This window comes from Okeania sp. SIO2B3, assembly GCF_010672525.1.
Taxonomy (GTDB): domain Bacteria; phylum Cyanobacteriota; class Cyanobacteriia; order Cyanobacteriales; family Microcoleaceae; genus Okeania.
In genome coordinates, this window is record NZ_JAAHGH010000008.1 from 393,653 (window position 1) to 420,580 (window position 26,928).

The following is a 26,928-nucleotide window of genomic DNA, read 5'->3' on the forward strand; positions in this document are numbered from 1 at the left end:
TAATTGATTTACTCAAATGAGTCAATGCTTGCCCTTTTATGTTTAAGTTTGCCTCCGGCACGCCGCTCCGCGTCTACGTGGGCAATAACATCAGCTTTTGATAACAATTCATTGGCTGTTTTGAAATGAAAATCTTTACGTTTATCGGCAACCTTTTTATGTTGTTTCGCTACAGCTTTAACACCCTTTAGCCATCTTTTACTTCCTTTTTTCTTTCGAGATAAACGTTTTTGTAGAGTCTTTAATCGCTGCTGAGAAGAGCGATAGTATTGAGGTATGGGGACAGATTCTCCTTCACTTGTGACTAAAAATTCCTTCAGCCCCATATCGATTCCTAGAGTATTTTTTAATGTAGGTTTAACATTACAACTCAAAGCTGGAACTGATTTGTCTTCTATGGATAAAGTCACATAATAACCATCTGCTTTACGACTAATCGTAACAGTTTTAATTATAAACCCTTCTGGTATTGGACGATGCTGAATTAACTTTACCTTGCCAATTTTGGGTAAATTAATTTTATTTCCTTCTATGCAATCAAACTTGATTTGAGGGTAAGTAAAACTACGATAACGGCTTGTTTTCTTAAACCTTGGTCTTCCTAATTTATGTCCACTTTTATCTGCTTTAAACCATCTATCAAAAGCAAGTTTTACCCGTTTTATGCAATCTTGCAGGACCTGAGAATGAATCAGCTTGTACTCAGGAAACTTGTCTTTGGTATTGACCAAATCTTTTTTTTGAGAGTAATAATCTGGATTATCTCTTAGTTGAGGAATTGGCATGCACCTTGGGGCAAGAGTTAACTGAACAACGGTTTTCTTCCCACCATGAGAATCTTTCACTTAACCGATAATTGTACTACCGACGCAACAATTCTAACCACATTTCTATTGTGGCTAACTGTTCTTTATTTGGCCTTAATTTATATTGGTAGGCAGTGCGCATGGTGGAAAATTTCCTGGGTTATAGCAAGATAATAATACAAATTTTTTAACTAGGGCGGCTGACTAAATCTCAAAGTTTGAGACTTTTATGATGCCCCCTTGCTATACTGCCAACAAAATCTTTTATGGCGCTACGCATTAAGTTTAGGATATCAATAGAAGCTGTTTGCGCAGCATTCCGTAGGAAAACCCTTTTTTACTTAATCTGTTGCCTGTTGCCTGTTGCCTTGCGCGTAGCGCTATACTTACTGCCTGCTTTTTCAAGGCCAATACTTTATTGTGGACTGTTAAGTGTAAACCATGAACCATGAACCTATAATCGAACTGAAAGGAGTTAGTAAATCATTCGGGTCTAATGTTGTTTTAGATGAAACAGACTTAACAATTTATCGTGGGGAAGCATTAGCAATTATTGGTCCATCTGGAACTGGTAAATCTACAGTTCTCAGAATTATTGCTGGTTTATTGACTCCTGATGCTGGAGAAGTTTATGTCCAAGGAAAGCAACGAGTTAGATGGATGGATGACTTGAAAGATCCAATTACTACTGGCATGGTCTTTCAAAATGCCGCTCTGTTTGACTCGTTGACAGTAGAAGAAAATGTGGGTTTTCTTTTATATCAACAGAGTAAGTTACCACATTCCCAGATTCAGGAGTTGGTGCAGCAGAAATTAGAAATGGTGGGGTTGGGTAATATTGGCGATCGCTATCCGGCAGAGTTATCTGGTGGGATGCGCAAAAGAGTGAGTTTTGCAAGAGCAATTATGACTAATCCAGAAAATCCCCATGATGACCCAGAAATATTATTGTATGATGAACCAACTGCGGGCCTAGACCCCATCGCTTCTACTGTAATTGAAGATTTGGTACGTCATTTACAATATGTAGATGGTGGTTGTAGCACTTATGTGATGGTGACTCATCAACATAGTACCATTCGTCGCACAGCAGACAGAATTGTATTTCTTTATCAGGGTAAAGTGCAGTGGGTTGGTACTGTGGATGAAATTGATACAGTGGACAACCCTTTGGTACAACAATTTTTTACAGGTAGTGTAGATGGGCCGATTAAGGTATTGGATAGAGGTTTGAAGTAGCACTCAGCACTCAGCTATCAGCTATCAGCTTCTCTGGCGTGTATAATGGGGCATCCAAACCCCCATAAAAGGCACACCACTAATTTTCCAAATTATAGTGGGGAACTTAAACCCTTGATTTTTTAGCGCTCCAGCTAAATGCTGGCAAGGGTCGCATTCTGGAGCGTCCAACCTGATAGCTAGTTAAAGGCCAGAAAAATTAATAGATTTAGAGCAAAAACTTAACAGATACATATAACTATAGCTTATTGATAATTTTGGGGAAATTATGCGATCGCGAACAGCTAGAGAAGGTTCAGTTGGTTTATTAACTTTACTAGGATTAGGTTTATTTGGTGTATTGGTACTTTGGTTGAGGGGAGTAAACTTAGGCCAACGTAGTTATAAGGTAATAGTGGAATTTGAAAGTGCATCTGGTCTGGAGTTAGGCACCTCAGTTAGATATCGAGGTATTAATGTGGGACAGGTAGTAGGAATTAAACCAGGGCCAAATGGAGTAGATATTAGTTTAGAAATTAAACCTGAAGATTTAATTATTCCTCGTGATGTGTTTATTCAAGCAAATACATCTTCATTTATTGGTACCGCAGTGATAGATATTACTCCTAGAGGTAGAATACCAGAATCAGAAATTTCTGCTAGTCCTTTATCCTCTAATTGTCCGGAAATAATTATCTGTAATAATGACCGTTTACAGGGGCAAGCAGGAGTAGAAATACAGCAATTATTAAGAGCAGGAATTCGTTTAATTGATCTATATAGTGACCCAGAGTTATTTAGTAATGTCAAAATAATTGCTGAAAATACAGCTAATGCTTCTGCAGAAGCTTCTAAGCTAACAAAACAACTGGCTGATTTGTCAGAAACTATTAGAGGAGAAATACAAGGTATAAGTCAATATTTAAGAGAAGATGTTGATGAAATAACAGGAATTATTAGAGCAGAAGTGGGTGGTTTAACTCAAACTTTAGAAGGAGAAATAGGTGGTTTAACTAATACTTTGGAAGGGGAAATAGGTGGTTTGACTAATACTGTAGAGAGAGATTTGGATAGCTTGACTAAAACTGTAGAAAGAGAAGTAAATGATATTTCCAATGGCATAGCAAATGTGACTAAAGCCATGGAAGAATCTACAGCAAAAGTTTCCGAGGCAGCGATCGCTTCAGCAAATTCTGTAGAGGAAGTAGCGAAGAAATTTAGTTTAACAGCAGACCAGATTAATTCAATTGTTAATACAAATCGTTCTACTCTCATAGCAACTTTGGATAATATTGAGAAAACGACTGAAGAGTTAGCAGTGTTAATGGAAAGTTTAAGTCCGATAGTTAGCGATCTAGAAAGAGGAGAATTGATTGGTAATTTAGAAATATTATCAGCAAATGCTGTAGAAACTTCTGCTAATCTACGAGATATTTCTAGTGATTTAAATAGTTCTACAAATATAATTATGTTGCAACAAACATTAGATTCAGCTAGAGCAACATTTCAAAATGTGCAAAAAATGACATCAGATTTAGATGATTTAACTGGGGATGATAGATTTAGGAGAAGTCTTAAACAAATTATTAATGGATTAGGTGATTTATTCTCTTCAACAAAGCAGTTGGAGCAGCAAACTCGGATGGCAAAAAATATTGAAACTTTGTTAAAAGATAGTGGCAGTTCAGAGGTTAGTAAATTAGACATTTCCGGAAAAGAGGGAGTAGGGAGTGGGGAGTAGGAGACAGGAGACAGGAGACAGGAGACAGGAGAAAACCCACCCCTCGCCCCTCCCCCTCCCAACCCACCCCTAACCCCTCCCAGGAGGGGAGGGGAGAAATGGCTCGGGAGCGAGGAGATAGGAGCTAAGTTTTGTCAATTTGGGATTTTTCTGCCCAACTATGCGCCTAAAATACGCTCCTTTTTGAGGGTTTTAGACGTGATACCAGGCACTTTTGAAAGGCCGCAAAAAGGCACTTACCTTTATCTGTCCTTTATCTGTAAATACTTTTAGATTTAATCAGTAAGTCCTAATTATTAATTATTCAGGACTTACACCAATTTTAAAAAAGAATGCTACGAAAAGGTAGATATCGATAGGGTATGCTTAAAAATAGCTGCTCCAGTTCATTTTAGATAGTTATTTCTATCGTTTTTCCCTTTTTTTCAATATTTACCCCTTCTTCCTTCTTCCCTCTTCCTTCTTTCTTACTTCTACCATTTGTAACAAACATTTATCAAATTTGTATTACACAAATTCACCTTGAAAACGCCATATATAGGGGCGTAAGTTCTGTTATTGAAGAAAACTATGGGCGATCGCTCTATGACTCAAAATTTACAGCGCTTTTCATTTAATGTAGACTACAAAATTCTTTTGGTTTAGGGAGTAGGGAGTAGGGAGCAGACAGTAGGAGAATACTCTGGCCACTTTAGTCTATCTATTTGAAAACTGCTATAAGTAATATAAAATCCGATTATACAGTTATATCAAATCTGGTTGAACAAGCTTATATCAGGTCCGTTGGCTTTATAGTAATATAATTCTGTACGATCGTCATACAATGGGTAAGTAAGGGCGAATGGCCATTCGCCCCTAAAGTACAGTATAGACTCTTATCTTTAAAATTACTCAAATAGGGCGCGGACATTTATAAATGCTCAAAGTTAGTCATTTCAGTTATCAGTTGTCAGAGATTACTTTTGACTTTTAACTTTTGACTTCTAACTTGCCCGTACCGCTATGTCAATCTTGCAAAGCAGCTAAAACTTGGTCGTGAATTATCCCATTACTAACAACCACACCACGGTTATCAACCATCTTCGATCCATCAGCAAAATTTAACGGTTTACCATAAAGATCGGAAACACGCCCTCCAGCTTCTTCCACAACGATCGCTCCAGCAGCATGATCCCAAATATTCTCCCGATAGTTAGGAGACTTCGGTGAAGGCAAACGTAAATATAAAGCAGCTTGCCCAGATGCCACAATACCATATTTTGCTTGAGAGTCTACTCGTACAGAAGGCGCAGTAATACCTGCAGCTTTAGCTACTGCATTCTGACGATCTTGGTCACCGTGAGAACTTTCCACACTTTCCACAAACCGGAGATTAGTAGTATCACCCGCTTTCACCACATGAATAGGAGTCAATTCACCCCCTGCTATTGGCATCATTGCTGCTCCTTCACCCCGCACCGCTACATACAGCATCCCTGGTTGATTATTTTCTACTGGCATTGCCGGGCAAGCTAACACCCCTACTTTAACTTCTCCTGCTTCCACCAATGCTAAAGCTACTGCATATTGGTCTTGACGTAAAAACCCTTTTGTGCCATCAATAGGGTCTAAAGTCCAATAACGAGGTCCGACTTTACCATTACCTTGGTTAATCCACTGTACTACCTGTTCTGGAGTAGCATCTGCTATCTGTTCTTTTACATAATTTGTTACTTTTGTCAAATTTTCTGCCATCTCTGGACTTTGTAATTCAGTGGCGTCTTCTTCTCCTACCACTGGGTCGTCTGGAAAGGTCTCACCCAAGGCTTTGCAAATCAATGCTTGAGCGCCATAGTCAGCAACAGTTACAGGACTTTTATCACCTTTTTCCATTGCAGGGGGAATGTTTCCACGAACTTGTTCGCAGAGTTTAGCTGCTGCTAGAGCAGCTTCAATTGCTATTTGTTTTTCGCGTTCGTAAGCCATGAGTAGTTTCAAATTAGGTACTATTTATAGCATATAACAGTGTTTGAATATTTAGAGCTTGGTTTAGCAGAAGGAAGAAGAAATAAGGAAGAAGGAAGAAGGAAAAGTCTTATATCAAGCGTGAAAAAAGAATGCTACGAATAGTTTAGTCAACTAAAGTAGTTTAAGTCATATGCACCCTTTACGCTTAATAGATTAATTCAATGCCAAAAATGATAATAAAAGCTACTTCTACTGACTACTGACTATTGACTATTGACTGCTAGAAATAGTCCAAATATTTGTAGCAAAAATTTATAAAATTGGTATTACTTTGTCTGAGTTTTAAACTTTTGAATTGTCCTAACGTTTCCTTCGACTGTTATATATAGCGTTTCTCAAGTTACTGAATAGAAGGAGTAAGGAGAACATAATTGATAATTTCTGTGCGATAATTGACTTTATTTTTTATTATTGGAGACGTTTATTATTTATGATGCACAATTTCATCCCACCAGAAAGATTTTTTCCCTATCTCACCTGGCAAGATATTGAAACAATGCCAAATAAGGAAAATGTAGTAATTATTCAACCAGTGGGTTCTATTGAACAACATGGTTTTCATTTACCTATAATTGTTGATTCGGCGATCGCTACTTTTATTACAGGTAAAACACTAGCTAAACTCGACTCTAATATTCCTGCCTATGCTTTGCCTACTCAATATTACGGTAAATCTAATGAACATTGGCATTTTCCTGGTACCATTACTCTCACCGCCCAGACTTTGATGGCAGTATTAACAGAAATGGCTGAAAGTATCTATCGTTCTGGGTTTCGCAAATTGGTATTTTTGAACGCACATGGCGGACAACCACAAGTTATTGAAATTGTGGCGCGAGACTTGCACCAGAAATATGAGGATTTTTTGCTATTTCCGCTTTTTGCTTGGCGTGTACCTAACCCTAGCAAAGAGTTGTTTACGGCAAAGGAAATGGAGTTGGGAATTCATGCAGGAGATGGGGAAACCAGTATGATGTTGTCGATGTTGCCGGATACGGTAAAAATGGATAAGGCAGTAACGGAATATCCTCAAGATTTGCCTGAAGACAGTATGTTAAGTATGGAGGGACAGTTGCCTTTTGCTTGGTTAACACGGGAGTTGAGCTGTAGTGGCGTGTTGGGTGATGCCAAGGTAGCGACCAAAGAAAAAGGCGATCGCCTTATTGAGGCTTTGACTGATAGTTGGGTGCAGGTTATTCAGGACGTTTATAAATTTCGGCAGCCAAAACAAAAACCTAATTGAAGGAAGAAGGAAGAAGAAAGAAGGAAGAAGGAAAAATCTTACCAAAAAATGAGGTCCAAAGCCTCCCATTTTAAGGCAGGGCTAATTCTTTGTCATCAGAGAATATTCATAAGAAATACATTTACAGCAATTTCGGAGTTAGTGAGGTACAAAATTTTATTTAGTAATTTTGGCAGTTCAAGCATCCTGCTTGTTACAGGCTAGAAGCCTTACAAACACAAGCATCCTGCTTGTCACAGGCTAGAAGCCTTACAAAGATAGAGATTAATCTTCAATTGTACCTCACCATCCTCATGCATTGCTGTAATTGTGCAAATATACAAATCTCTCCATCCCCCCATCTCCCCATCTCCCTATCTCCCCATCTCCCCATCAATTTTTCTCTAGCGACAATAAATAGACCCTGCCATTTTAAGGGGATGAAAAAGCGGTCGAGGGATGGCTCCGAAACCTGCGCCATATCCATGAGACCAAGAGAATATTCAGTTCAGTATTTCAAGCCTCCGACTAAAGCCGGAGGTACTGATAACTGATAACTGAAATGACCATTCAATCACCAAGGACTGCCAACCATAGTAAACCCTGCCCAATAATAAGGATGAGCAAAATTCTTATTTTGAATATTTGCCAATTCCGGTGGCAAACTCACCTCCCCACGACTACCTGAACCCCTTAACGTACCATCTGCTATCACAACTTCTCCTCTCAACATTGCTAACTGTGCTGCTTGTAATGCCTCTGCTTTAATCTGAACATTACTCAAATGAGAGTAAAATTCTGTCATTAGTCCTAGTGTGGCTTCATCATTAACTAACCAAAAACTACCTACAGCAGATTTAACACCAGTAGCGATCGCTAGCCCGGCAAAACCTAACTCCGCGTTACGGTTTCCTACGGCAGTACGACAAGCAGACAATACTAACAGTTCGACTTCAGGATTATTCCATCCTAATTCCTGTATTTGATCTAATTCTAATTTCTCGTTCCATAGTTGAATATAAGATTTACTCACATCTACATTTATAAATTCAGCATGAGTGGCTAAATGAATAATAGAATATGAATAATTTTGACGTTGATAAATTATATTTTTGCGGGTAAATTCTTCATTCAGGAAACTATTACCTTGCCATAATTTTTGTGTAATTGTTGTTAATTCTACTGATACTGCTGGTAAGGCTGGTTGATCAGAAAATTTACTAGCTCCCATTGCTAAAATTTGAGTATTTTCTAGAGAATTATAGTTGTGATTAATTAAGCTAAAACTGGGAATTAAACTTAAATTATATTTCTCAATTAAAAATTGTTTTCCATCATGTAATGCTGCCAAAGGTAAGAGACGAAAACCACTATCAATACTAAATAATAATGTATCAATATTCGCTTTTTCTAGTTCTATAGCAATTGGAGCAATTAACCAGTTATACAATTTTTTGGCTAATGGTAAATAACTGATAGTATTACGATTCCTAAAGTCGGTAATTTCTCCAATAAACATTATAGTAGTATTTCGTAGTTTTTCTCTGTTTACTTCAGGAATAGTTTTGACAATAGGTTGACCTGTTTCGGTCAATAAGATAATTTGTAATTGGTTTTGGTAAACATTAATATAGATAACTGCTGATTTTTTTCCTGTCTGATGGTGCAGATTTACTAAAATATCTTGGATGTTTTTGGGGTTGAGTAATTGTTCTTGAAAATCTTCTCCAAAATAATCTGAATATTCTTGGGTTCGATTTTTTTCTAACGTTGTTATTACTGGTTCAAAAGTTGTATCTAAGGTAAGATTTGAAATCAAAGCTGATTTTTTTTCTGTCTGATGGTGCAGATTTACTAAAATATCTTGGATGTTTTTGGGATTGAGTAATTGTTCTTGAAAATCTTCTCCAAAATAATCTGAATATTCTTGGGTTCGATTTTTTTCTAACATTGTTACTACTGGCTCAAAAGTTGTATCTAAGGTAAGATTTGAAATCAAATTAGCATTATTATAGTTTGATAAAGTCTTATCTTTTAAAGATTTTGTAGAAGTCATTGATAATCTCATATTTGTAGTTGAATGTATTTGTTGAGTAACACCATAAATATTCTGATTCCACAAAGTATCTGGAAAATTTTGTCTAGAAATAATGCCAGTAAAAAAAGTTATTTCCTGTTCTTGATGTGATTGGAAATATATTTCTCTAGACAAGTGATTTGTTGGATAATTTGGATAATTTTGCCAATTGAAAATTATCAAATTTTCTTGAAATTCCCTACTTTTTTCCTGATGTTCGCCCAACGATAAAATTCCTCTTTCTTGGTTTGTATCTAAAGATTTATCTGCTGGTGAAAATTGGGATAAATCTTCATTTTTTTCTGTGAAAAATGATCTGCTTGTTATTGGCAAACTCCAGATTAATGCTAAAAGACAATTCAGTAAAACTAAGGAAAAAAACAACTTTGGCAAACTGCAATAATTTAGAGTTTTAATTAATTTGAACTGACCTTGATGGAGTTTCAATAAATCTGCTTGTGTCATTGGTCTTGATTCAGTAAAATATTTATACTTGTAGTGGCTGCTCTGCAATAAGTTTTGAACCACATTGCCTTTGTAGAGCCTTGTACAGCCACTGTCACAATCTGATCAGTTTTCCGATCAGATCGGGACTTGACAAAATCAACGTTATGAAGTACCAACCAAAAAATAAGTTCTTAAGCCTCTAGTTTCATCTCAACGTTGGTTGGAGACCCGCGCTGTCTCCTAGAGCAGTGTCGGGAGGATGTCAACAGTCGGTACTGTTAACCCAGTTACAACTCAGGAGGCTAACTAATAACTGTTTACTGAAAAAGCTGATAACTGATAACTGATAACTGATAACTGAAAAAGCTGATAACTGATAACTGAAAAAGCTGATAACTGAAATGACTAGACGACAGAATACGTTGAAGGCTTCTGAATCTGAATGCCAACAAATAAAACAACGAATTCAAAAACTTAATTGGAGAAGGGGAGAAAATAGTCAAGCACTTGTAGAGGCGAGTAAAAATTTAATATTTGACACAATTATTACGGGTTATGAAATTACTCTAGAAAAACTAGAAGAATTAATTGATGAAGAAGCGGTTTATATTCCTAAAACTCAGAAATCTGAATATCGCCAATTTAAGCAGAAAATTAAAAAATCAGCTAATCAAATAATCAGTAGTTTTCAATTAGAAGAGTTAATTGAATCAGATATTATTTTGGCAAAAAATATTTCTTATCGCACTTGGAGTAATTTCCAAAAAGGAATTCCGATTGATAAATCAGCTTTTGTGGCTTATTGGAAAGCTTTAGATTTTGACACAGAAATTATTCAAGAATTAGGTACTAAAAAAAATTCCTCTGATTTTCATAATCGTTCTACTCTGTTATATCGAATATTACTAAGTTTAAATCATCAGCAGCAAATCAATATTTTCCAAAATTTAGCCAAACATAAACGACGAGTAGGCGGTTTTTTAATCCAAGGAAATTGTCACTATAGTCGAGCTTGGTTAATGCGTAGAATTGAAATAGAAGTTATTAAATATGGGGCAGCAGAAGTGAAAAAGTTAAGTTTTGACCTAGCTTCTGATTTAACAGAATTTTCTATTCCAACTATTTGGATGAAACTAGGTGCAGAACTACAATTAACAAGTGCAGATTTTATCCAAAAAAAGCATATTATTTTAGTATTCAAAAATGTAGAAACTTTAGACAAAAAACGCTTAGAAGAATTATTAGAAAAATTTTGGTTTCCTTTAGTTAAACAAATACCAGCAGGTAAAAACTTTTTGATTATGTTTTTAGAAGACTGTGGTCGTCAAAATAATTGGCAAGACAGTACAGAAATATTTTCACAAGTGATTAAAATGCCCATTGCCGAATTTATATCTGAAACTGATATTCGAGAAGCAATCAATCAAATTGAGATAAATTTACAGGCTTCTTTACCTTCAATGAATGATGCAATTAAAGATTTATTGACATATAGTAAAAATGGTAAATCTCTCCTAGTCCTAGAATATATGTACAAACTTTTTCAATGTCAATTTAGTCGGGAAACAAGATGGCAAACTTACCCCTAAAATATGAAGGAAATATCCAACCACCGACGGGTGAATGGAATAATTTAGTACAACAAAATTTATATCCCTACTATCCAGACAACTTTTTAAAAGAAGCAGTTAATTTATCGATCAAATTAAATCGTCCCTTATTATTAGAAGGAGAACCTGGTTGTGGAAAAAGCCGTCTTGCATACTCCATTATTTATGAATTTAGTCAAAAATATCCCGATATAAATTGGAAATTTCGTCTCTGGAATGTTCAGTCAATTAGTAAAGCACAAGATGGTTTTTATACTTATGATTATATCGGACGTTTACAAGCAGCACAGTTAGCAAATTTGGGGATAAAAAATCAGGAAACTGACCCTAATAATATGATTAAATATTTAGAATTAGGACCTTTAGGTTATGCTTTTAAAGAAAAAAAATATCGGACTGTAGTCTTAATTGACGAAATTGATAAGGCAAATATAGATTTTCCCAATGATTTATTATTAGCCTTAGAAGAAAAACGATTTGAAATTAAAGATTTACGTCCTCGACGTTGGTTAAGAGCTAATCCAGATGCTCCACCAATTGTAATTATTACAAGCAACCAAGAAAAAACTTTACCGAATGCTTTTCTCCGCAGATGTTTGTATCATTACATTGAATTTCCCGGTCAAGAACAACTAATAAAAATTATTAATGCTAGGTTTAAAAATCCTCCTAGCGAAATTGTAGAAAAAGCAATTGATAGATTTTTAGAACTGCGAGAAATGATGGAAGATGAACGAGGAGAAACTGGGAAAAAAGTAAGTACCAGCGAATTAATAGATTGGTTTGCTATATTAAATGAGTATCCCCCAGAAGAAATAATAGAAAAATTAGAAACAGAATTACCGTTTGCCAGTACATTATTAAAAAGTCGTAGCGATCGCGAAGATTTTTTGTAAGCATTTCCTCCGGAATGCTCCGCAAACAGCCGTCAGCTATCAGCTATCAGCTATCAGCTATTGTTTTTGATTTTAGATTTAAATCTTACCCTTAAGGCTATGCTTTATAAACATCTTTAAAATTAACAAAAGAGAGAAGTTATGTATTTGCAATTAAATCGTTAATGTCGAAACAGTAAATGTACTTAAAAATAGGTTTTTTTATGATAAGTAACTTAGTGATCCCAAGTAATTAAGTGAATTGGCAGAATTATAAATGTTAAAATTAAGCTGAATTATTTATCTATTGTTACTTATTAACCAATTTTCTGGATAATTAATCATTTTTACTAATCCACTTAAAATTTGATTATATGTACTATATAGTTCTCGTCCTTCTTCTGTGGAAAGATATTGACATTTCACTGCAAAATCAAGCCAAACTTGAGTTTCTGTCGCTTCTGCTTCACAGTCACTTAATTTAGCAATAAAAGCTGCTTGATATCTCCTTTTTCTCCACGCCTCTGCAAAATTAGCACAAACAGAACGGGAGGAACGACGAATTTGGTCAGTCAAAGAATATCTTTCTTCAACAGGGAACTTTTTTGATAACTAAAAAATTCTCATTGCTGCATTAAACGCTTTTTGATAAATAACTAAATCTTCATGAGTTCTAATTCTTCCTTGTTCTTCTTTTTTGTCCACCTTACCTTACCTTCTTGTCTATCTTGTCTTTTCCTATTATTCCTATTATACTAATTCTTAAGAACAACCTCCCTCTTCCCCACTCTCTCCCCTCTTCCCCTCTTCCCCCTCTCCCCCCTCTCCCCCCTCTTCCCCTCTTCCCCCTCTTCCCCTCTTCCCCACTCTTTCCCTCTCCCTTTGTGTTATGAAAAATCCTCCATTTATTAATTTATTTTGGCGACTCCGAGAAGCTGGAATGAAACTCGATATTTCACAATACGAGTTAGCAACTCAAGCTTTATTAGCATCTCTGGAAATGGGGTTAGATATTTCTGATAAACAAGCTATTGCCAGACTTTATCGGACAATTTGGGCTAAGTCTCGTGAGGAACAAAAATTATTTGATGATTGTTTGAATGAATTATTATCTCAGCAGAAAAATATCTTTTCAGAATTTCATCAATTCATCGAAACAGCAACTAATAACTCTATATCTGAAGCTAAGGAATCAAAAGAGGAAATAATAGAAAAATCATCTACTTCTACTTTAGAAAGTTCCCCAGAATCTACTTTTGAACCTGAAAGTTTTTCAGAAGTTTTGCCTCAACCTAATTTTCAACCTGAAAGTTCACCTCAACAAATTCCTGAACCTGAAAATTTTCCAGAAGCTTCACCTCAACAAATTCCTGAATCTAAAACTTTTCCAGAAATTTTATTACCGTCTACTTTGAATAATCCTCAAGTTGCCACTGCTATTCCTAAAAGTCCTAAAAATGGAGATTATTTTCCTGTTAGTATTGCCCAAATACAGCGAACAAAACGTTTATTATTTCAACCTCAATTAACAGACTTTTCTAGAGATATCAATGTAAAAGCTACTGTAAAAAAAATAGCTAAACAAGGTTTTTTTGTACAACCAATCTATAAATATAGTCAGGGAAAACCCAAAAAAATTATCTTATTAATTGACCAGTCTGAGTCAATGATGCCTTTTAATCCTTTCTGCCGTCAAATAATTAATTATTGGCAGGAGGCTGATATTTATTACTTTGATAATGTGCCAAAAATAAGAATTTATGCTGACCCTGATTTTTCCGAAAAGAAATCTTTGAAAACTTTTTTAGCAGGATTGGTTAAAGAAGAAATTTTAGTTTTAATTTTAAGTGATGGGGGTGCTGCCAGGGGTAGGTTTGTTTCAGAAAGAGTTGAAAAAACTGAGAATTTTCTCAAGTTTCTATCCCAAAAAGTGGAACGAGTGGCATGGTTAAATCCTTTGCCTCGCCATAAGTGTTGCGGGACTTCAGCACAGGAAATTTATGCTATTGGGAATGATAGTTTTAATCTGAAAACGTTCGGTCTAAATTATCAAGAATTTGAGGCGATGTATCAGTGGTTAATTTCTGGGAAATTGAGGATAAATTTGCCTGTTGTGAAAACTGATATTGAGGAGGTAGAAATTGTCAATGAAAATCTCGATCAAATTGCTGCTTTTACTCAATATTTCGGCGAACCTCATCTGATATTTGCCCAACACGCTGCTTTTCCTTTGGCATTAACTCCCGATCTTTTATATCGTTTATGGCAACGGTTTTTTGCTAGGGAGCGGAATTTTAATATTCCTTGGTATGCGGTGGCAGATATTTTATTGTCAAGTTTTTGTCATTCTGTGGATAGGGAACTGTATGAAATGGATCGGGGTATTCGGAATCAGTTGTTGCAGCTTTGTACAGAAAGGTTTGGGCAGTCTCGACTGGAGGAATTATCTCAATTTTTGGTAGGTTATATTGATTCTCAAGTTAAGGGTGGGGAATCTGTATCCAGTATTTGGCAGGGTCAAAGATGGACTGCTTTAGCTTATACTCGCCCGGAATTAGCTGCCCGTCAGTTAGCGGAGTCTTTGCAGGAAGCTTATGGGCGGGATGATAAAGCGGAATTGGTGAGGTTGTCGTCTTTGATGGAAACTTTGGCAGAACCTTTGAGAGAATATGAACCTTTGTTAGTGATGCTGGGGCAGGGGTATGGTGGTTATGCGCGGGGTGATGCTGCTGGAGTTGAGAATGTAAGGAGGGAGTTGGGAAGGAGTGAGGTTGATGTGGGAGGTGTTTTGTTGAGGGTTCCTGGTACAAGATTACTTGAGGTGGAAACAATTAAAAATCGCATTGAAGTTGTATATGGTGATATTACTAAACAACAAGTGGATGCCATTGTCAATGCTACTGATCGGAATTTATCCGGTCATGGTCAGATAGATGCTGCAATTCACCGAGCAGCAGGTCCAGAATTAAGAGCAGAATGTCTTCAGTTGAATTGTCTGTGGGGTGAAGCTAAGATTACTCAAGGTTATAATTTGCCTGCACGTTGGGTGATTCATACTGCCGGACCTACATGGCGAGATGGTAATAATAGAGAAGTGGAAATTTTGGGTCAATGTTATCGTAGTTGCTTAACTTTAGCACAACAATACGGCATTAAAACAATTGCTTTTTCTGCTATAGGTACGGGCGGTAAACGTTTTCCTATTGATTTAGCAGCAAAGGTAGCTGTGGATCAAGTTGTTAATTTTTTGGAAAGCGATCGCTCTATTGAAAAGGTGATTTTTGTCTGTTTTACCCCCGAAGTTTATCAAAGTTATCAGGATGCGTTATTAGAATTTCCTAACACTGTACAAGCAAAGCCAACTTTAGAGACTTTTTCATTTGAAATTATTACAGTTAATAAAAAAGGTGAAGAAATTAATCGCGTTCCTAAACAAGCTGAATATTTTACAGAAGATTTAGGTAATGGTGTGATTTTAGAAATGGTAGCTATTCCTGGTGGAACATTTATTATGGGTTCGCCGGAAAGTGAAGAAGGAAAAGTTGATGCAGAAAGTCCCCAACATCAAGTTACTCTGCAACCTTTTTATATGAGTAAATACCCTATTACTCAACAGCAGTATCAAGCCATTATGGGTGAAAATCCCTCTTTCTTTGTGGGAGGAAACCGCCCTGTAGAAAATGTAACATGGTACAAAGCTACAGAGTTTTGTCAAAAGCTATCACAGAAAACTAGGAAAACCTACAAACTACCGAGTGAGAGTCAGTGGGAATATGCCTGTCGCGCTGGAACAACTACACTTTTTTACTTTGGAGAAACTATTACTACTGACTTAGTTAACTATACTTATGCTTCTGCACCAGAAGGAATAAATAGTCAAGGAACAACAGATGTAGGAAGTTTTCCTCCCAATGCTTTTGGTTTATATGATCTGCACGGGAATGTGTGGGAATGGTGTCAGGATGTTTGGCATGATAACTATGAAGGTGCACCGAGTGATGGAAGTGCTTGGCAAAAATTAAATGATGGAAAAGGGCTTACCGTGGGGTGGGTTTGGCAAAAATTAACAAGAGGAGTTTTTGACACTGCCGTCAAGCGGGGCGGTTCCTGCGACGACGATCCTGATTACTGCCGTTCCGCTGCTCGCTACAGTGCAGGCAAAAACTACAGTCGGTTCGGCAGCTCCTTCATCTTTATTGGTTTTCGTGTAGTGTGTGAGTCTGGGATAACTCTTTCTAGTCAGGGTAACTCTACTCCTAATATTCAACCGAAACAACAACCAATTATTTTACCAAGTACTAAACCAGAACCTATTATTATTCCGCAACCAAAATTACCTCTGAAAACTTTTTCATTCGAGGTTATCACAGTTAATAATAGAGGCGAAGAAATTAACCGCGTTCCCAAACAAGCACAATGTTTTATAGAAGATTTGGGTAATGGTGTGATTTTGGAAATGGTGGCTATTCCTGGGGGAACGTTTATTATGGGATCTCCGGAGGATGAAACAGGAAGACTTAATACAGAAAGTCCTCAACATGAAGTTACTCTGGAACAGTTTTATATGAGTAAATATCCTATTACTCAAGAGCAGTATCAAGCCATTATAGGTAAAAATTCTTCTCGCTTCAAAGGAAAAAACCGCCCTGTAGAAACTGTGCAATGGGATGACGCTACAGAATTTTGCGAAAGGTTATCTGAGAAAACAGGGAAAACCTACAAATTACCGAGTGAGAGTCAGTGGGAATATGCTTGTCGTGCAGGTACAACCACACCGTTTTATTTTGGAGAAACTATTACGACTGATTTAGCTAACTATAATAACCACTACACCTATGCTTCTGCACCAAAAGGTATATACAGAAAACAAACAACAGATGTAGGGAGTTTTCTCCCCAATAGTTTTGGTTTATATGATATGCACGGAAATGTGTGGGAATGGTGTCAGGATATTTGGCATGATAATTATGAAGGTGCCCCTACTGATGGCAGTGCTTGGCTTGATAGTAATGACAAAAAAGAAGTATATCGATTACTCCGAGGTGGTTCGTGGTATCTCTATCCTTATTACTCCCGTTCCGCTGCTCGTAACTTTAATGAGAGGCCAGACTTTCTCAATTATATTATGGGTTTCCGCATTATCTGTAGTACTATTCCTCCTTTAACTTTAGGGGATAAGTCTGCTCCTAATATTCAACAGAAGCAACAACGAATTATTTTACCAGGCACTAAACCAGAAGCTATTATTACTCCACAACCAAAATTACCTCTGAAAACTTTTTCATTTGAGGTAATCACAGTCAATAATAGAGGCGAAGAAATTAACCGCGTTCCCAAACAAGCTCAATATTTTACTCAAAATTTGGGTAACAGTGTGATTAATGATGGGTTCCTGGAAATGGTTGCTATTCCTGGGGGAACATTTATTATGGGTTCGCCCGAAAGTGAAGAAGAAAGATTTGATGCAGAAAGTCCCCAACATGAAGTTACTCTGCAACCTTTCTATATGAGTAAATATCCTATTACTCAAGACCAATATCAAATTATTATGGGTAAAAATCCCTCTCACTTTCGAGGCAGAAACCGCCCAGTAGAAGGTGTGACATGGTACAATGCCATACAGTTTTGTCAACAGCTATCGCGAAAAACAGGAAAAATCTACAGACTACCGAGTGAGAGTCAATGGGAATATGCTTGCCGAGGAGGAACAACTACACCGTTTTATTTCGGAGAAACTATAACGTCTGAGTTAGTTAACTATGATGGCAATTATACTTATGCTTCTGCACCGAAAGATATATATCGCAGAGAAACAACAGATGTAGGGAGTTTTCCTCCCAATGCTTTTGGTTTATACGATATGCACGGGAATGTGTGGGAATGGTGTCAGGATATTTGGCATGACAACTATGATGGAGCGCCGAGTGATGGCAGTGCTTGGGAAACTGGCAGATATAGTGAGATACAAGTTCTCCGTGGTGGCAGTTGGTATCATAATCCTAGGAGTTGTCGGAGTGCCTTCCGCAACAGGGACATTGCTTACTACTCTAAACCTGTAAGGGGTTTCCGTGTTGTCTGTAATTCTATGAACTCTTTAACCTTAGAGGATAACTCTACTTCTATTACTCAACCGCAGCAAGAAAAAATTATTTTACCTAGCACTAAACCTGAACCTATTATTGCTCCACCACCAAAATTACCTCTGAAAACTTTTTCATTCGAGGTGATCACAGTTAATAACAGAGGTGAAGAAATCAACCGCTTTCCTAAACAAGCTCAATATTTTACTGAAGATTTGGGTGGAGGTGTAATTTTGGAAATGGTTTATATTCCTGGGGGGACTTTTATTATGGGTTCGCCGGAAAATGAAACTGAAAGAGATGATAGTGAAAGTCCCCAACATCAAGTTACTTTAAAACCTTTCCTTATGAGTAAGCATCCTATTACTCAAAACCAATACTTTACCATCATGGGAAAAAATCCCTCTCACTTTAAAGGAGGAAACCGTCCTGTAGAAACTGTAACATGGTACAATGCTACAGAATTCTGTCAACAGCTATCCCAAAAAACTGGGAAAAACTACAGACTTCCCAGTGAGAGTCAGTGGGAATATGCTTGTCGCGCTGGAACAACTACACCGTTTTATTTTGGCGAAGGTATTATTAGAGACTTAGCTACTGACTTAGCTAACTATGATGGCAACTATATTAATGCCAATGCACCGATAAATCTACAACAAACAACTGATGTAGGACGTTTTCCTGCCAATGCTTTTGGTTTATATGATATGCACGGCAATGTGTGGGAGTGGTGTCAGGATATTTGGCATGATAACTATGAAGGTGCGCCTAATGATGGCAGTGCTTGGGAAACTGGAGGAGATAGTCAAGTACGAGTCTTTCGTGGTGGCAGTTGGGGTTGGGAATACTCTCCCTGGGATTGTCGGAGTGCTCTCCGTGGTAGGTATTCTGCCAACGGTTGCGACAATGACTGGGGTTTCCGTGTTGTCTGTAGTTATGACGCTCTAATCTTAGAGGATAACTCTACTCCTGATACTCAACAAAAGCAACAACCAATTATTTTACCTATCACTAAACCAGAATCTATTATTGCTCCCCAAGCAAAATTACCTCTGAAAACTTTTTCATTTGAGGTGATAACAGTTAATAACAGAGGTGAAGAAATTAATCGCGTTCCCAAACAAGCTGAATATTTTACAGAAGATTTGGGTAATGGTGTGATTTTGGAAATGGTGGCTATTCCTGGGGGAACATTTATGATGGGTTCGCCAGAGGATAAAGCTAGAAGACTTTACAGAGAAACTCCTCAACATCAAGTTAGTCTCCAACCTTTCCATATGAGTAAATATCCCATTACTCAAGATCAATATCAAGTCATTATGGGTAAAAATCCCTCTCACTTTAAAGGAAAAAACCGCCCAGTAGAAACTGTAACATGGTACAACACCACAGCATTTTGTGAACAGCTATCCCAGAAAACTGGGAAAATCTATAGACTACCGAGTGAGAGTCAATGGGAATATGCTTGTCGCGCTGGAACAACTACGCCGTTTTATTTTGGAGAAACTATAACGTCTGAGTTAGTTAACTATGATAGCAATTATACTTATGCTTCTGCACCACAAGGAATATATCGTCAACAAACAACAAATGTAGGAAGTTTTCCTCCCAATGCTTTTGGTTTATACGATATGCACGGGAACCTGTGGGAATGGTGTAAAGATATTTGGCATGATGACTATGAAGATGCACCTAATGATGGTAGTTTTTGGGTAACTGGAGCAGATAGTCAAGTCCGAGTTCTCCGTGGTGGAAGTTGGAACTACAAATCCTGGTGGTGTCGGAGTTTTATTCGCAATTGGGGCAATGCTGACTATGGCAACATCAATTGGGGTTTTCGTATTATAGCGCTGTGCGCAGGCAACAGCTCATCTGGCAACAGCTCATCTGGCAACCCACCCCTCACCCCTCCCCCTCCCAGGAGGGGAATAAAAAACCGATAGTATAAGACTTTTAGCTATTGGACAGTTCTTGTAATTTGTAAATATGCCAGCGCACATTGCTATATCTGTGCTTCTATTACAGCAGTTTTCTAGTTGATGAGGTACAAAGTTTTATTGATCTAGGCAACAGCTCATCTGGCAACAGGCAATATAGGAATAATATCATGTCCGGTTGAATAGTTATAAATAAACGACGGAGGAGTCAGGAGTCAGGAGGGAAGAAAGGAGAAGAGAAGTTAAATTAGCTAAAATTAGCAAAAAAGTGATTCTGGTTATGCTAATTACTTCAAGGATAAAACAATTTCAGCTAACTTTTGTGCCGCTCCTGGTTGACCTCTGACACTTCTAAGACGATCGCGCATTTCTGCTAATTTTTCTGGATGACTCAAAAAATCTAATACCAACTCTGCTACTGTTTCAGGTGTCAGTTTCCCTACCAACTCCGGTACAATTTCCTGTTTTGCCCAAATATTCGGCCAAGCAAACAATTTTCCCTTGCGCAACACTAACCAATTAATTCCGGCAGCAAAAGCAGCTCCTACCCCTGGTAAATTTGCTAACAACCCAGGTAAACCATCCCAAGCTCTCATAATATCTAGTTGTTGGGTGGGTAATAATACAATCATCGGTATTGCCAACGCACCCAACTCAGCAGTATTAGCACCAACTGTGGTCAAGCAAAGACGACATTGGGAAAGTAGATCGTAAGCAGGAGTGCGGGTTATTAATTCCACCTCTAGACCTGTAGGTGTCACCAATTTAGGATTTTCCATCTCGCAGTCTGGAGGAATTAATAATTTTGCCTCAACACCACCCATTTTTTGAACGGCCGGATTTTTTCGAGAGTCTGCAAAACTAGCTAAAGTAGATAATTCTAGAGTCGGAGCAACTGGAATAATAAATCTCGTTTGCGGGCGTACTTTGTAGAGATGTTGAGCGATCGCTAAAGTTAAAGGTACACCTAAAGATAATTTAGTAGGTTTCGACCCAGGCAATAACCCAATATACTCAACAATATTTTCCCCAGTTTTAGGTACATCTACATTACTGCTTACCGAAAATCTTGGTTTAAAGCCTCCCCTTTTAAGGGGGTCAAAAAGAAATTTCTGCATTTCAAGCCTCCCTATTGCAGAGGTACTGATAACTGATAACTGATAACTGATAACTGAATTGACCTCCGCCATCAAATCTCCCACTACTGTAAATTTTTCAGCATATTTTGATGGTACTTGAGCAGCAACTTCTGGTTTCATTACGCCAAATTTATCTATCCAGCGCCACCATCTAGCATCCCATTCAGCATAAATAACAGTACGATAACCAAGGCGTTTTCCTACCGCAACAGTAAAAAATTGGTCGCCTCCCAAAAATAAAACTATTCCCTGGGGGTGCCAATGCCAATTTTCCGCTGTTTTTCCCCAAAGCAAAAACCGCCAAAAATATTCTGCGGGTTGTACTCGGTCTATTTCTGGATAAGAAAGAGCGATCGCTGCTTCTTTTCCGGTAGCATGGGGACAAGGTGAGAGAATGACAGAAATTCGGATATCAATATTTGCCTGTTGTCGTAACTGTTGCACAACAGGTCGCACCCAAGTCACTAATTCTCCCGGGCCATTTGAGAGGATGACAATATCAATTTTTTTCATAGGGGGGTAATACTAAATCCGGTTTTACTAGATAACAGGGCAGAAATACAGCTATGGATAATAGTTCCTTTTAGTGCATTGGGATTTGGAAATATGATGCCACCATTTTTACGTCTATAGTTCTCAATATTACAGCACTTTCGATAATAGTGAGGTAGTGCTGTAATAGCTTTTATTCTGTGAAATCTATGGTATTATCATACTATATGCAACATGGAATTCATTTGGGAAATTGAAGATATGCTGAGAAAAAATCATTTATCCCTACCGTTTTTCGCTATTTTAACAACCCTGACTTTCTGGGTTCCTAAAGAAGCGCTTGCTATTTCTATAAAAGCTACTGCTACTGGGTCTTCTAACCCAACTCCTGTTGTTGGAGGAGATCTACAAAATGGAGATTTTCTGATTCTACAGAATTCAGTTATCCCAAGTTTGCCTACAGGCGATGGAGTTGATGAAACAACAGACTGGTCATTTGATTTCTCAAATGACGGCAATCTAATGTTTTTTCCAGTTTCCAGCCCTCTAGACTCGGCTCTCCTAACTTTGACTCTCTCTCCTATTAATTCTGGAGTTACAACAGATACTATTGGAGTTCCTGGCGTAAAATCTATTAATATACCTAGCATTCCTGGTATCCCTGCGGTGGGAACTACAGGTACAGTTTCTATAGATTTGCTAGACTTTGGGTTTACCTCTGCAGATATTATCAATTCATTAGATCCTATTACTAATACAATTCCCTGGTTGTATCAGGATGATGCGATTATTTCTTTCGCGGAACTAGAGTTGACAGTAGAATCTGTCCCCGAACCCACAAGTATTCTTGGTCTCTTGGTTACTGGTGCTATTGCTGCAGGTATAGTACGGGAAAAAAAACAAGAAAATTAATAGACTAACAGAGCGATCGCTCTAGTGCCGCTATGCGAAAGTTAAAAGTCAAAAGTATTGATTTGTAATTGTTTTAGGATTTTGTAACTGGTCAGTTATTTCTGCCATCCTGCTCTAGTAGGTAGGTGCGTTAACTAACTATCAGCTTTTAAACCCAAGCTTTCAGATCCCTAAAGCCTTGGGTTTAAATCCCCGACTTCTAGCTTGTCGTTCTAGAAAACAAAATTATAGGAGAAAATCTAAGATGACAGAATTAATTGATGCAGTTAAAACCGGAGATATTTCTCAAGTCGAAACTTTGCTGAGTGAAGGCACAGAGAGCGATACTAAAGACTCGGAGGGTTCGACTCCTTTAATTGCTGCTGTGGAAGCTGGCCATATAGAGATAGTTAAAAAATTATTGGCTGCTGGCGCTGATGTCAACAATAATGATAATGATGGTTGGGTGCCTTTAATGGGTGCTGCTGGTAGTGGCGATCAGGAAATTTTAGAACTATTGTTGGATGCTGGTGCTGATATTAATGCTACTACTAATTTTGGCTTAACTGCGCTGATGACTGCTGCTGGTAGCGGTCATACTGGTATCGTGCAAACTTTGTTAGACCGAGGAGCAGATATCAAGGCTAAAGATAATAATAAGTGGACGGCTTTGGTATGGGCAAATTCGGAAGGTCATAAGGATGTGGTAGAGTTGCTCAAGCAGGCACGCGATCGCGATAATTAGTTATTTTAGGGAGCAGAGATGTTGCATACAATGTCTCTACAGGGTTATCATTTTTTTATTTTTTGGAGTAAATAATAAGCTGTCCACTTTTATCTTTTCCCTCCAATTTAAAACCCGCCTGATTGAATAATTTTTCAATCATCTCTCCCTGGAAAATCCTGTAAATAAGTCGCTGTTGAGCTAAAATACGATCGTCTTTTTTAAAGTAAAAAGTTTTCTCGATACAGTCTTGCTGGGTGGTAGATTCCACAATTTCTTGACTGTATATGATTCCTCCCGGTAAATGTTTGTCATAATTGTCGTGCACACCTTGAACATTGATGATAAACAGACCCCCATTATTTAGACAATTAGAAATATTTTGAAGAGCTTGCAAGTTACTTTCATTATCAATCAGATGCGTATAATAATCGCAACTGCTACCTTTATCCACAAAGGCACATAATCCACCATTGGAAATAGCAACATCAAACTTCTCAGCAATTGACATGGAAAGAATATCAGCCTTAAAAAGATTAACGCGATCGCCCAGTCGCTTTTTCGCTATATCTAACATTTCAGGAGTATGATCCATACCCGCTAAACTGCATTGACTATCTATCAGCTCAGAGAGTTTTGCCAAAACTAAACCAGTACCCACTCCAATTTCAATAATTTTTTGGTTCCTGGATATGAGAGTTTTGATAGCATTAGCAATTTGCTCATAATTATAGTAACCACTTGTCATCAATAGATCGTAGTAATCAGCAATCCCTGTGTATTCATTCATAATTTAGGCTTCTACAAAAATAGTTTTTGTAAGCATAAATTGTATCTATAGTTCAGTTATTTGTCAACAGTCAAATTTACCTTAATAAAATTGTTATATAGTTATAACATTGTTAACTTGAATTAACAATATGGATTTTAACTTAAGCATTCCGCAGGAAGAGTTGACCGCTAATAGCGGTTTGCACAGCAGTCCGCAGGAAATGCTTACATTTTAACTAGATCAGGACTTACGCAAAGGCACTATGTATAGAGTATAAAACTATTTTCCAATAGTTTTGAGCGCTATATATAGCGTATCTGCGTAAGTCCTATATATTAATCCCATGGCAATATTTACTCAATTCTCAACAAATTATACCATCACAAATTTAGCAAATCATCTAGAAAATGTTAGCTATGATACGATTAATCGTTACTACAATAATTTTACCATTCGCGCCTTGTACCTCATTTGTCGGAAATATGCTGTCATTAGAATTATTAGAAGACAGGGCAGTGGGAGCATCTTGCTCCCGTGCCAAATATTTCTTTAGATACTTGAAATCTGCTGTATAATTTATATTTCCAAATGATATTATAAATCTCTATCATAGCATTTCTCATAAAGATGAGGTACATTTACGATCCCCCGCGCATCCCCCTTAAAAAGGTAGGGCTGTTTCATTTTCAATAGACACGGGGACACGGAGAAGCGGAGACACGGGGATGAAGGCTTTTAAGCGGCGTTGAAACAGATATTCTCTTAGAGCTTAAAGACGTTTATTGGCGCTCAAAATAGACAAATTTTGGCAAATTTCACTGTTCCACTATCCCTTAATCTCCCATTCTCCCGCTCATCTTTAATCTACAAGACTTTGAAACAGCCCTGCCCTTACTAAGGGGGGTTAGGGGGGATCTCAAACTGTATCTTACCAATTTGAGAAACGCTATATACTTACTTTTCAATTTAAAAAAATATGCTCCATGCAACAATTCAACTGCCGACAAATTCCGATTTTATGTCTGATTTTTTTGCCCGTTTTATTCATGGGAATTTGCATCCTCAAATATGGCGTAAATTTTCCTTTTTCTGACCAATGGCCTCTGGCTGTAATGTTTGAGAAAATCTATGCTGGAAATTTATCTTTTAGCGATTTATTTGCTCAATTCCATGAAAGTAGAAAGTTTTTTCCCAGGCTAATTTTTATCGGTTTAGCTTTTTTGACTAATTGGGATGTCAGATCTGAAATGTTGGTGATATTTGTGTTGACTTGTGTTGTTTCTTTCAATATTTATTGTTTAAATAGGTTGACTGTTAGGGCTAGTCTTGTTACTCAACTTTTGCTTTTGGCAATTTCTAATTTACTAATTTTTTCTCCTGCCCAATATGAAAATTGGCTTTGGGGAATTCAAATTGTTGTTTATATCCCAATTGTTTGTTTGACTGGTTGTTTGGTTATTGCCCAGAAAAAACTGGGTTTAAGAACTAAGTTTATTATTTGTTTTTGTCTCTGTACGGTTAGTACTTTTTCTTATGCTAATGGAATGTTGATTTGGGTATTAGTTTTTCCAGCATTGGCAATTTTGGCTTCTGGAAAATTTGAGGAAGTTTTTACTCAGAATATTTGGATAATTATCGGTGGGTTGTTGGGTTTAGTTGCTAATGCAGCGGCGTATTTTTATGATTATCAAAAGCCTGATAAACATCCGAGTTTTTTATCTGCTATAGCTCACCCAGTTGAGACAATTCATTATTTTTTGGCTTTTTTAGGCGCTCCTTTAGGATTTGAAAATTTAACTGTGGCGACAATAGTTGGAGGTTTGGTATTTGGTTTTTGGCTGTTTTTAGGTTGGAAGTTTTTTTGGTTAGTTAAAACAGATTTTTTATTGTTACATCGTTTAATTGGTTGGCTAATAATAGGGGTTTATGGAATTATTAGTGGTGCTGTAACTGCTGTGGGTAGAGTTGGTTTTGGTGTCGGACAATCTTTGGCTCCAAGATATACGGCTTTTTCATTATATTTGATGGTTTCTTTGGTTTATCTGCTTGCTATTTTTTGGCAGTTAAATATTCATAAATTGCCTCAGAAAAAGTTGATGAAATATGGTTCATACTTTTTAGTTAGTATTTTTATGTTCTTGCATATCAATACTACAATTAATGCTGTAGAGAGGATGAGCGATCGCCGAGTAATTTTATTACAAAGTAAAGCTTGTCTATTAATGATAAATGTTGTTTCTCAAGATGAGTGCTTGGTGACAAAAAGAAGTCCTGAACCTCTGAGACAGACAGCCAATATTTTAGATAAATTAGGTTTTCTACAACCTGGTTTAGTCACGAGTAAGAATATTCAAGATATTGCTGGAGAGACACAAACAGATTTAATTTATGGTTATTTTGATACAGTTAATAAAATTGACGACCGGACTTATGTTGCTAATGGTTGGGCAATTTTACCGGAAAGAAATGAAGTTGCTGATGGTGTGATTTTAACTTATGAAAATGCGGAGGGAGAAGACATAATATTGAAGTTAATTAATCAGAGAATGTCGAGACCTAGTGTTAGGGAATATTTTGATAATTCAGCTTATTTAGATTCAGGTTGGCAAAAGTCTTTTACTGTTGAAGAAATACCTCAAGGAAGAGTTAAACTTAAAGCTTGGGCATTTGATACTGAAACTGGTAAAGCTTTTTTGTTGAATCAAACTCAAGTTGTTTGTCCTGAAATTGAGTAGATTTATACTCTCCATTTTCTAGGGTATTAACTGTAAAAGTTTGCTGTTTGGGATAACCGATAAGTTTTCTTCCTCCTAATCCCAAATAATCCACAATCCAATATTGTTTAATGCCCATAATTTCATAAGCATCTAGTTTCAGAGCATAATCATCG

The 26,928-nt window shown here is 37.2% G+C and carries 17 protein-coding genes and 2 pseudogenes; 11 read left to right on the forward strand and 8 right to left on the reverse strand.

Annotated elements, in window-relative coordinates; translation table 11 throughout:
* Positions 1 to 8: 8 nt before the first annotated feature.
* Positions 9 to 845: a transposase gene (locus F6K15_RS38270; RefSeq protein ID WP_363267707.1), complete on the reverse strand. Its 837-nt coding sequence runs from the start codon at positions 843 to 845 to the stop codon at positions 9 to 11.
* Positions 846 to 861: 16 nt separating this feature from the next.
* Positions 862 to 948 (reverse strand): helix-turn-helix domain-containing protein, encoded by an 87-nt coding sequence (locus F6K15_RS38275; protein WP_363267755.1) that lies wholly within the window; start codon positions 946 to 948, stop codon positions 862 to 864.
* A gap of 299 nt (positions 949 to 1,247) precedes the next feature.
* On the opposite strand from F6K15_RS38275, the gene F6K15_RS10880 reads away from it, so the two are divergent.
* Together F6K15_RS10880 and F6K15_RS10885 are read left to right on the forward strand one after the other, a co-directional pair.
* Positions 1,248 to 2,045, forward strand: a complete 798-nt coding sequence (locus F6K15_RS10880) for an ABC transporter ATP-binding protein (protein ID WP_293060639.1) — start codon at positions 1,248 to 1,250, stop codon at positions 2,043 to 2,045.
* A gap of 268 nt (positions 2,046 to 2,313) precedes the next feature.
* Positions 2,314 to 3,765, forward strand: a complete 1,452-nt coding sequence (locus F6K15_RS10885; protein ID WP_293060640.1) for an MlaD family protein — start codon at positions 2,314 to 2,316, stop codon at positions 3,763 to 3,765.
* A gap of 1,005 nt (positions 3,766 to 4,770) precedes the next feature.
* Here F6K15_RS10885 and F6K15_RS10890 read toward each other — a convergent pair.
* Positions 4,771 to 5,730 (reverse strand): 3'(2'),5'-bisphosphate nucleotidase, encoded by a 960-nt coding sequence (locus F6K15_RS10890; RefSeq protein WP_293060641.1) that lies wholly within the window; start codon positions 5,728 to 5,730, stop codon positions 4,771 to 4,773.
* Positions 5,731 to 6,205: 475 nt separating this feature from the next.
* On the opposite strand from F6K15_RS10890, the gene F6K15_RS10895 reads away from it, so the two are divergent.
* Positions 6,206 to 7,015, forward strand: a complete 810-nt coding sequence (locus tag F6K15_RS10895; RefSeq protein ID WP_293060841.1) for a creatininase family protein — start codon at positions 6,206 to 6,208, stop codon at positions 7,013 to 7,015.
* Positions 7,016 to 7,568: 553 nt separating this feature from the next.
* Here F6K15_RS10895 and F6K15_RS10900 read toward each other — a convergent pair.
* A complete protein-coding gene (locus F6K15_RS10900; RefSeq protein WP_293060643.1) occupies positions 7,569 to 9,536 on the reverse strand; it encodes a CHAT domain-containing protein in 1,968 nt (655 codons plus the stop codon).
* Positions 9,537 to 9,919: 383 nt separating this feature from the next.
* Here F6K15_RS10900 and F6K15_RS10905 point away from each other — a divergent pair, with 383 nt between their 5' ends.
* Both F6K15_RS10905 and F6K15_RS10910 read left to right on the forward strand, forming a co-directional pair.
* Entirely contained in the window at positions 9,920 to 11,107 is a 1,188-nt protein-coding gene (locus tag F6K15_RS10905; protein WP_293060645.1) for a hypothetical protein, read from the forward strand.
* Positions 11,089 to 12,024 (forward strand): MoxR family ATPase, encoded by a 936-nt coding sequence (locus F6K15_RS10910; protein WP_293060647.1) that lies wholly within the window; start codon positions 11,089 to 11,091, stop codon positions 12,022 to 12,024. The genes F6K15_RS10905 and F6K15_RS10910 overlap by 19 nt, the downstream gene beginning before the upstream one ends.
* 279 nt (positions 12,025 to 12,303) lie before the next feature.
* Here F6K15_RS10910 and F6K15_RS10915 read toward each other — a convergent pair.
* Positions 12,304 to 12,603: pseudogene (locus F6K15_RS10915) on the reverse strand (four helix bundle protein); the annotation flags it as partial.
* A gap of 289 nt (positions 12,604 to 12,892) precedes the next feature.
* On the opposite strand from F6K15_RS10915, the gene F6K15_RS10920 reads away from it, so the two are divergent.
* Complete coding sequence (locus F6K15_RS10920; protein ID WP_293060649.1) at positions 12,893 to 20,026, forward strand: SUMF1/EgtB/PvdO family nonheme iron enzyme; 7,134 nt, start codon at positions 12,893 to 12,895, stop codon at positions 20,024 to 20,026.
* Positions 20,027 to 20,307: 281 nt separating this feature from the next.
* Here the strand turns inward: F6K15_RS10920 and F6K15_RS10925 are convergent, their stop codons facing one another.
* Positions 20,308 to 21,672, reverse strand: a complete 1,365-nt coding sequence (locus tag F6K15_RS10925) for a lipid-A-disaccharide synthase (protein ID WP_293060651.1) — start codon at positions 21,670 to 21,672, stop codon at positions 20,308 to 20,310.
* Between the two features lie 213 nt (positions 21,673 to 21,885).
* On the opposite strand from F6K15_RS10925, the gene F6K15_RS10930 reads away from it, so the two are divergent.
* Positions 21,886 to 22,563 (forward strand): PEP-CTERM sorting domain-containing protein, encoded by a 678-nt coding sequence (locus F6K15_RS10930; protein WP_293060653.1) that lies wholly within the window; start codon positions 21,886 to 21,888, stop codon positions 22,561 to 22,563.
* A 244-nt stretch (positions 22,564 to 22,807) separates the two neighbouring features.
* The gene (locus F6K15_RS10935; RefSeq protein WP_293060654.1) at positions 22,808 to 23,287 is read left to right on the forward strand and encodes an ankyrin repeat domain-containing protein; all 480 of its coding nucleotides are present in this window, start codon (positions 22,808 to 22,810) and stop codon (positions 23,285 to 23,287) included.
* 55 nt (positions 23,288 to 23,342) lie between these two features.
* Here F6K15_RS10935 and F6K15_RS10940 read toward each other — a convergent pair whose 3' ends face one another.
* Positions 23,343 to 24,056, reverse strand: a complete 714-nt coding sequence (locus F6K15_RS10940) for a class I SAM-dependent methyltransferase (protein ID WP_293060656.1) — start codon at positions 24,054 to 24,056, stop codon at positions 23,343 to 23,345.
* Between the two features lie 314 nt (positions 24,057 to 24,370).
* Here F6K15_RS10940 and F6K15_RS39055 point away from each other — a divergent pair.
* From F6K15_RS39055 to F6K15_RS10950, 3 genes and pseudogenes are all read left to right on the forward strand, one after another.
* Positions 24,371 to 24,519 (forward strand): annotated as a pseudogene (locus tag F6K15_RS39055) (IS701 family transposase); the annotation flags it as partial.
* The gene (locus tag F6K15_RS10945) at positions 24,455 to 24,613 is read left to right on the forward strand and encodes a hypothetical protein (protein WP_293060852.1); all 159 of its coding nucleotides are present in this window, start codon (positions 24,455 to 24,457) and stop codon (positions 24,611 to 24,613) included. The pseudogene F6K15_RS39055 and the gene F6K15_RS10945, both read left to right, overlap by 65 nt.
* Positions 24,614 to 25,021: 408 nt before the next feature.
* Positions 25,022 to 26,773, forward strand: coding sequence for a hypothetical protein (locus F6K15_RS10950; RefSeq protein WP_293060658.1), 1,752 nt, complete (start codon positions 25,022 to 25,024; stop codon positions 26,771 to 26,773).
* Here F6K15_RS10950 and F6K15_RS10955 read toward each other — a convergent pair.
* Complete coding sequence (locus F6K15_RS10955) at positions 26,691 to 26,891, reverse strand: Uma2 family endonuclease (protein ID WP_293060660.1); 201 nt, start codon at positions 26,889 to 26,891, stop codon at positions 26,691 to 26,693. The two genes, F6K15_RS10950 and F6K15_RS10955, sit on opposite strands and share 83 nt — an antisense overlap.
* Positions 26,892 to 26,928: the final 37 nt, after the last annotated feature.

Excerpts from the sequence above, each read along its gene's own strand:
- F6K15_RS38275 (WP_363267755.1), bottom strand. The coding sequence starts at position 948 with ATGCGCACTGCCTACCAATATAAATTAAGGCCAAATAAAGAACAGTTA.
- F6K15_RS10880 (WP_293060639.1), top strand. The coding sequence starts at position 1,248 with ATGAACCATGAACCTATAATCGAACTGAAAGGAGTTAGTAAATCATTC.
- F6K15_RS10885 (WP_293060640.1), top strand. The coding sequence starts at position 2,314 with ATGCGATCGCGAACAGCTAGAGAAGGTTCAGTTGGTTTATTAACTTTA.
- F6K15_RS10890 (WP_293060641.1), bottom strand. The coding sequence starts at position 5,730 with ATGGCTTACGAACGCGAAAAACAAATAGCAATTGAAGCTGCTCTAGCA.
- F6K15_RS10895 (WP_293060841.1), top strand. The coding sequence starts at position 6,206 with ATGCACAATTTCATCCCACCAGAAAGATTTTTTCCCTATCTCACCTGG.
- F6K15_RS10900 (WP_293060643.1), bottom strand. The coding sequence starts at position 9,536 with ATGACACAAGCAGATTTATTGAAACTCCATCAAGGTCAGTTCAAATTA.
- F6K15_RS10905 (WP_293060645.1), top strand. The coding sequence starts at position 9,920 with ATGACTAGACGACAGAATACGTTGAAGGCTTCTGAATCTGAATGCCAA.
- F6K15_RS10910 (WP_293060647.1), top strand. The coding sequence starts at position 11,089 with ATGGCAAACTTACCCCTAAAATATGAAGGAAATATCCAACCACCGACG.
- F6K15_RS10920 (WP_293060649.1), top strand. The coding sequence starts at position 12,893 with ATGAAAAATCCTCCATTTATTAATTTATTTTGGCGACTCCGAGAAGCT.
- F6K15_RS10925 (WP_293060651.1), bottom strand. The coding sequence starts at position 21,672 with ATGAAAAAAATTGATATTGTCATCCTCTCAAATGGCCCGGGAGAATTA.
- F6K15_RS10930 (WP_293060653.1), top strand. The coding sequence starts at position 21,886 with ATGGAATTCATTTGGGAAATTGAAGATATGCTGAGAAAAAATCATTTA.
- F6K15_RS10935 (WP_293060654.1), top strand. The coding sequence starts at position 22,808 with ATGACAGAATTAATTGATGCAGTTAAAACCGGAGATATTTCTCAAGTC.
- F6K15_RS10940 (WP_293060656.1), bottom strand. The coding sequence starts at position 24,056 with ATGAATGAATACACAGGGATTGCTGATTACTACGATCTATTGATGACA.
- F6K15_RS10945 (WP_293060852.1), top strand. The coding sequence starts at position 24,455 with ATGATACGATTAATCGTTACTACAATAATTTTACCATTCGCGCCTTGT.
- F6K15_RS10950 (WP_293060658.1), top strand. The coding sequence starts at position 25,022 with ATGCAACAATTCAACTGCCGACAAATTCCGATTTTATGTCTGATTTTT.
- F6K15_RS10955 (WP_293060660.1), bottom strand. The coding sequence starts at position 26,891 with ATGGGCATTAAACAATATTGGATTGTGGATTATTTGGGATTAGGAGGA.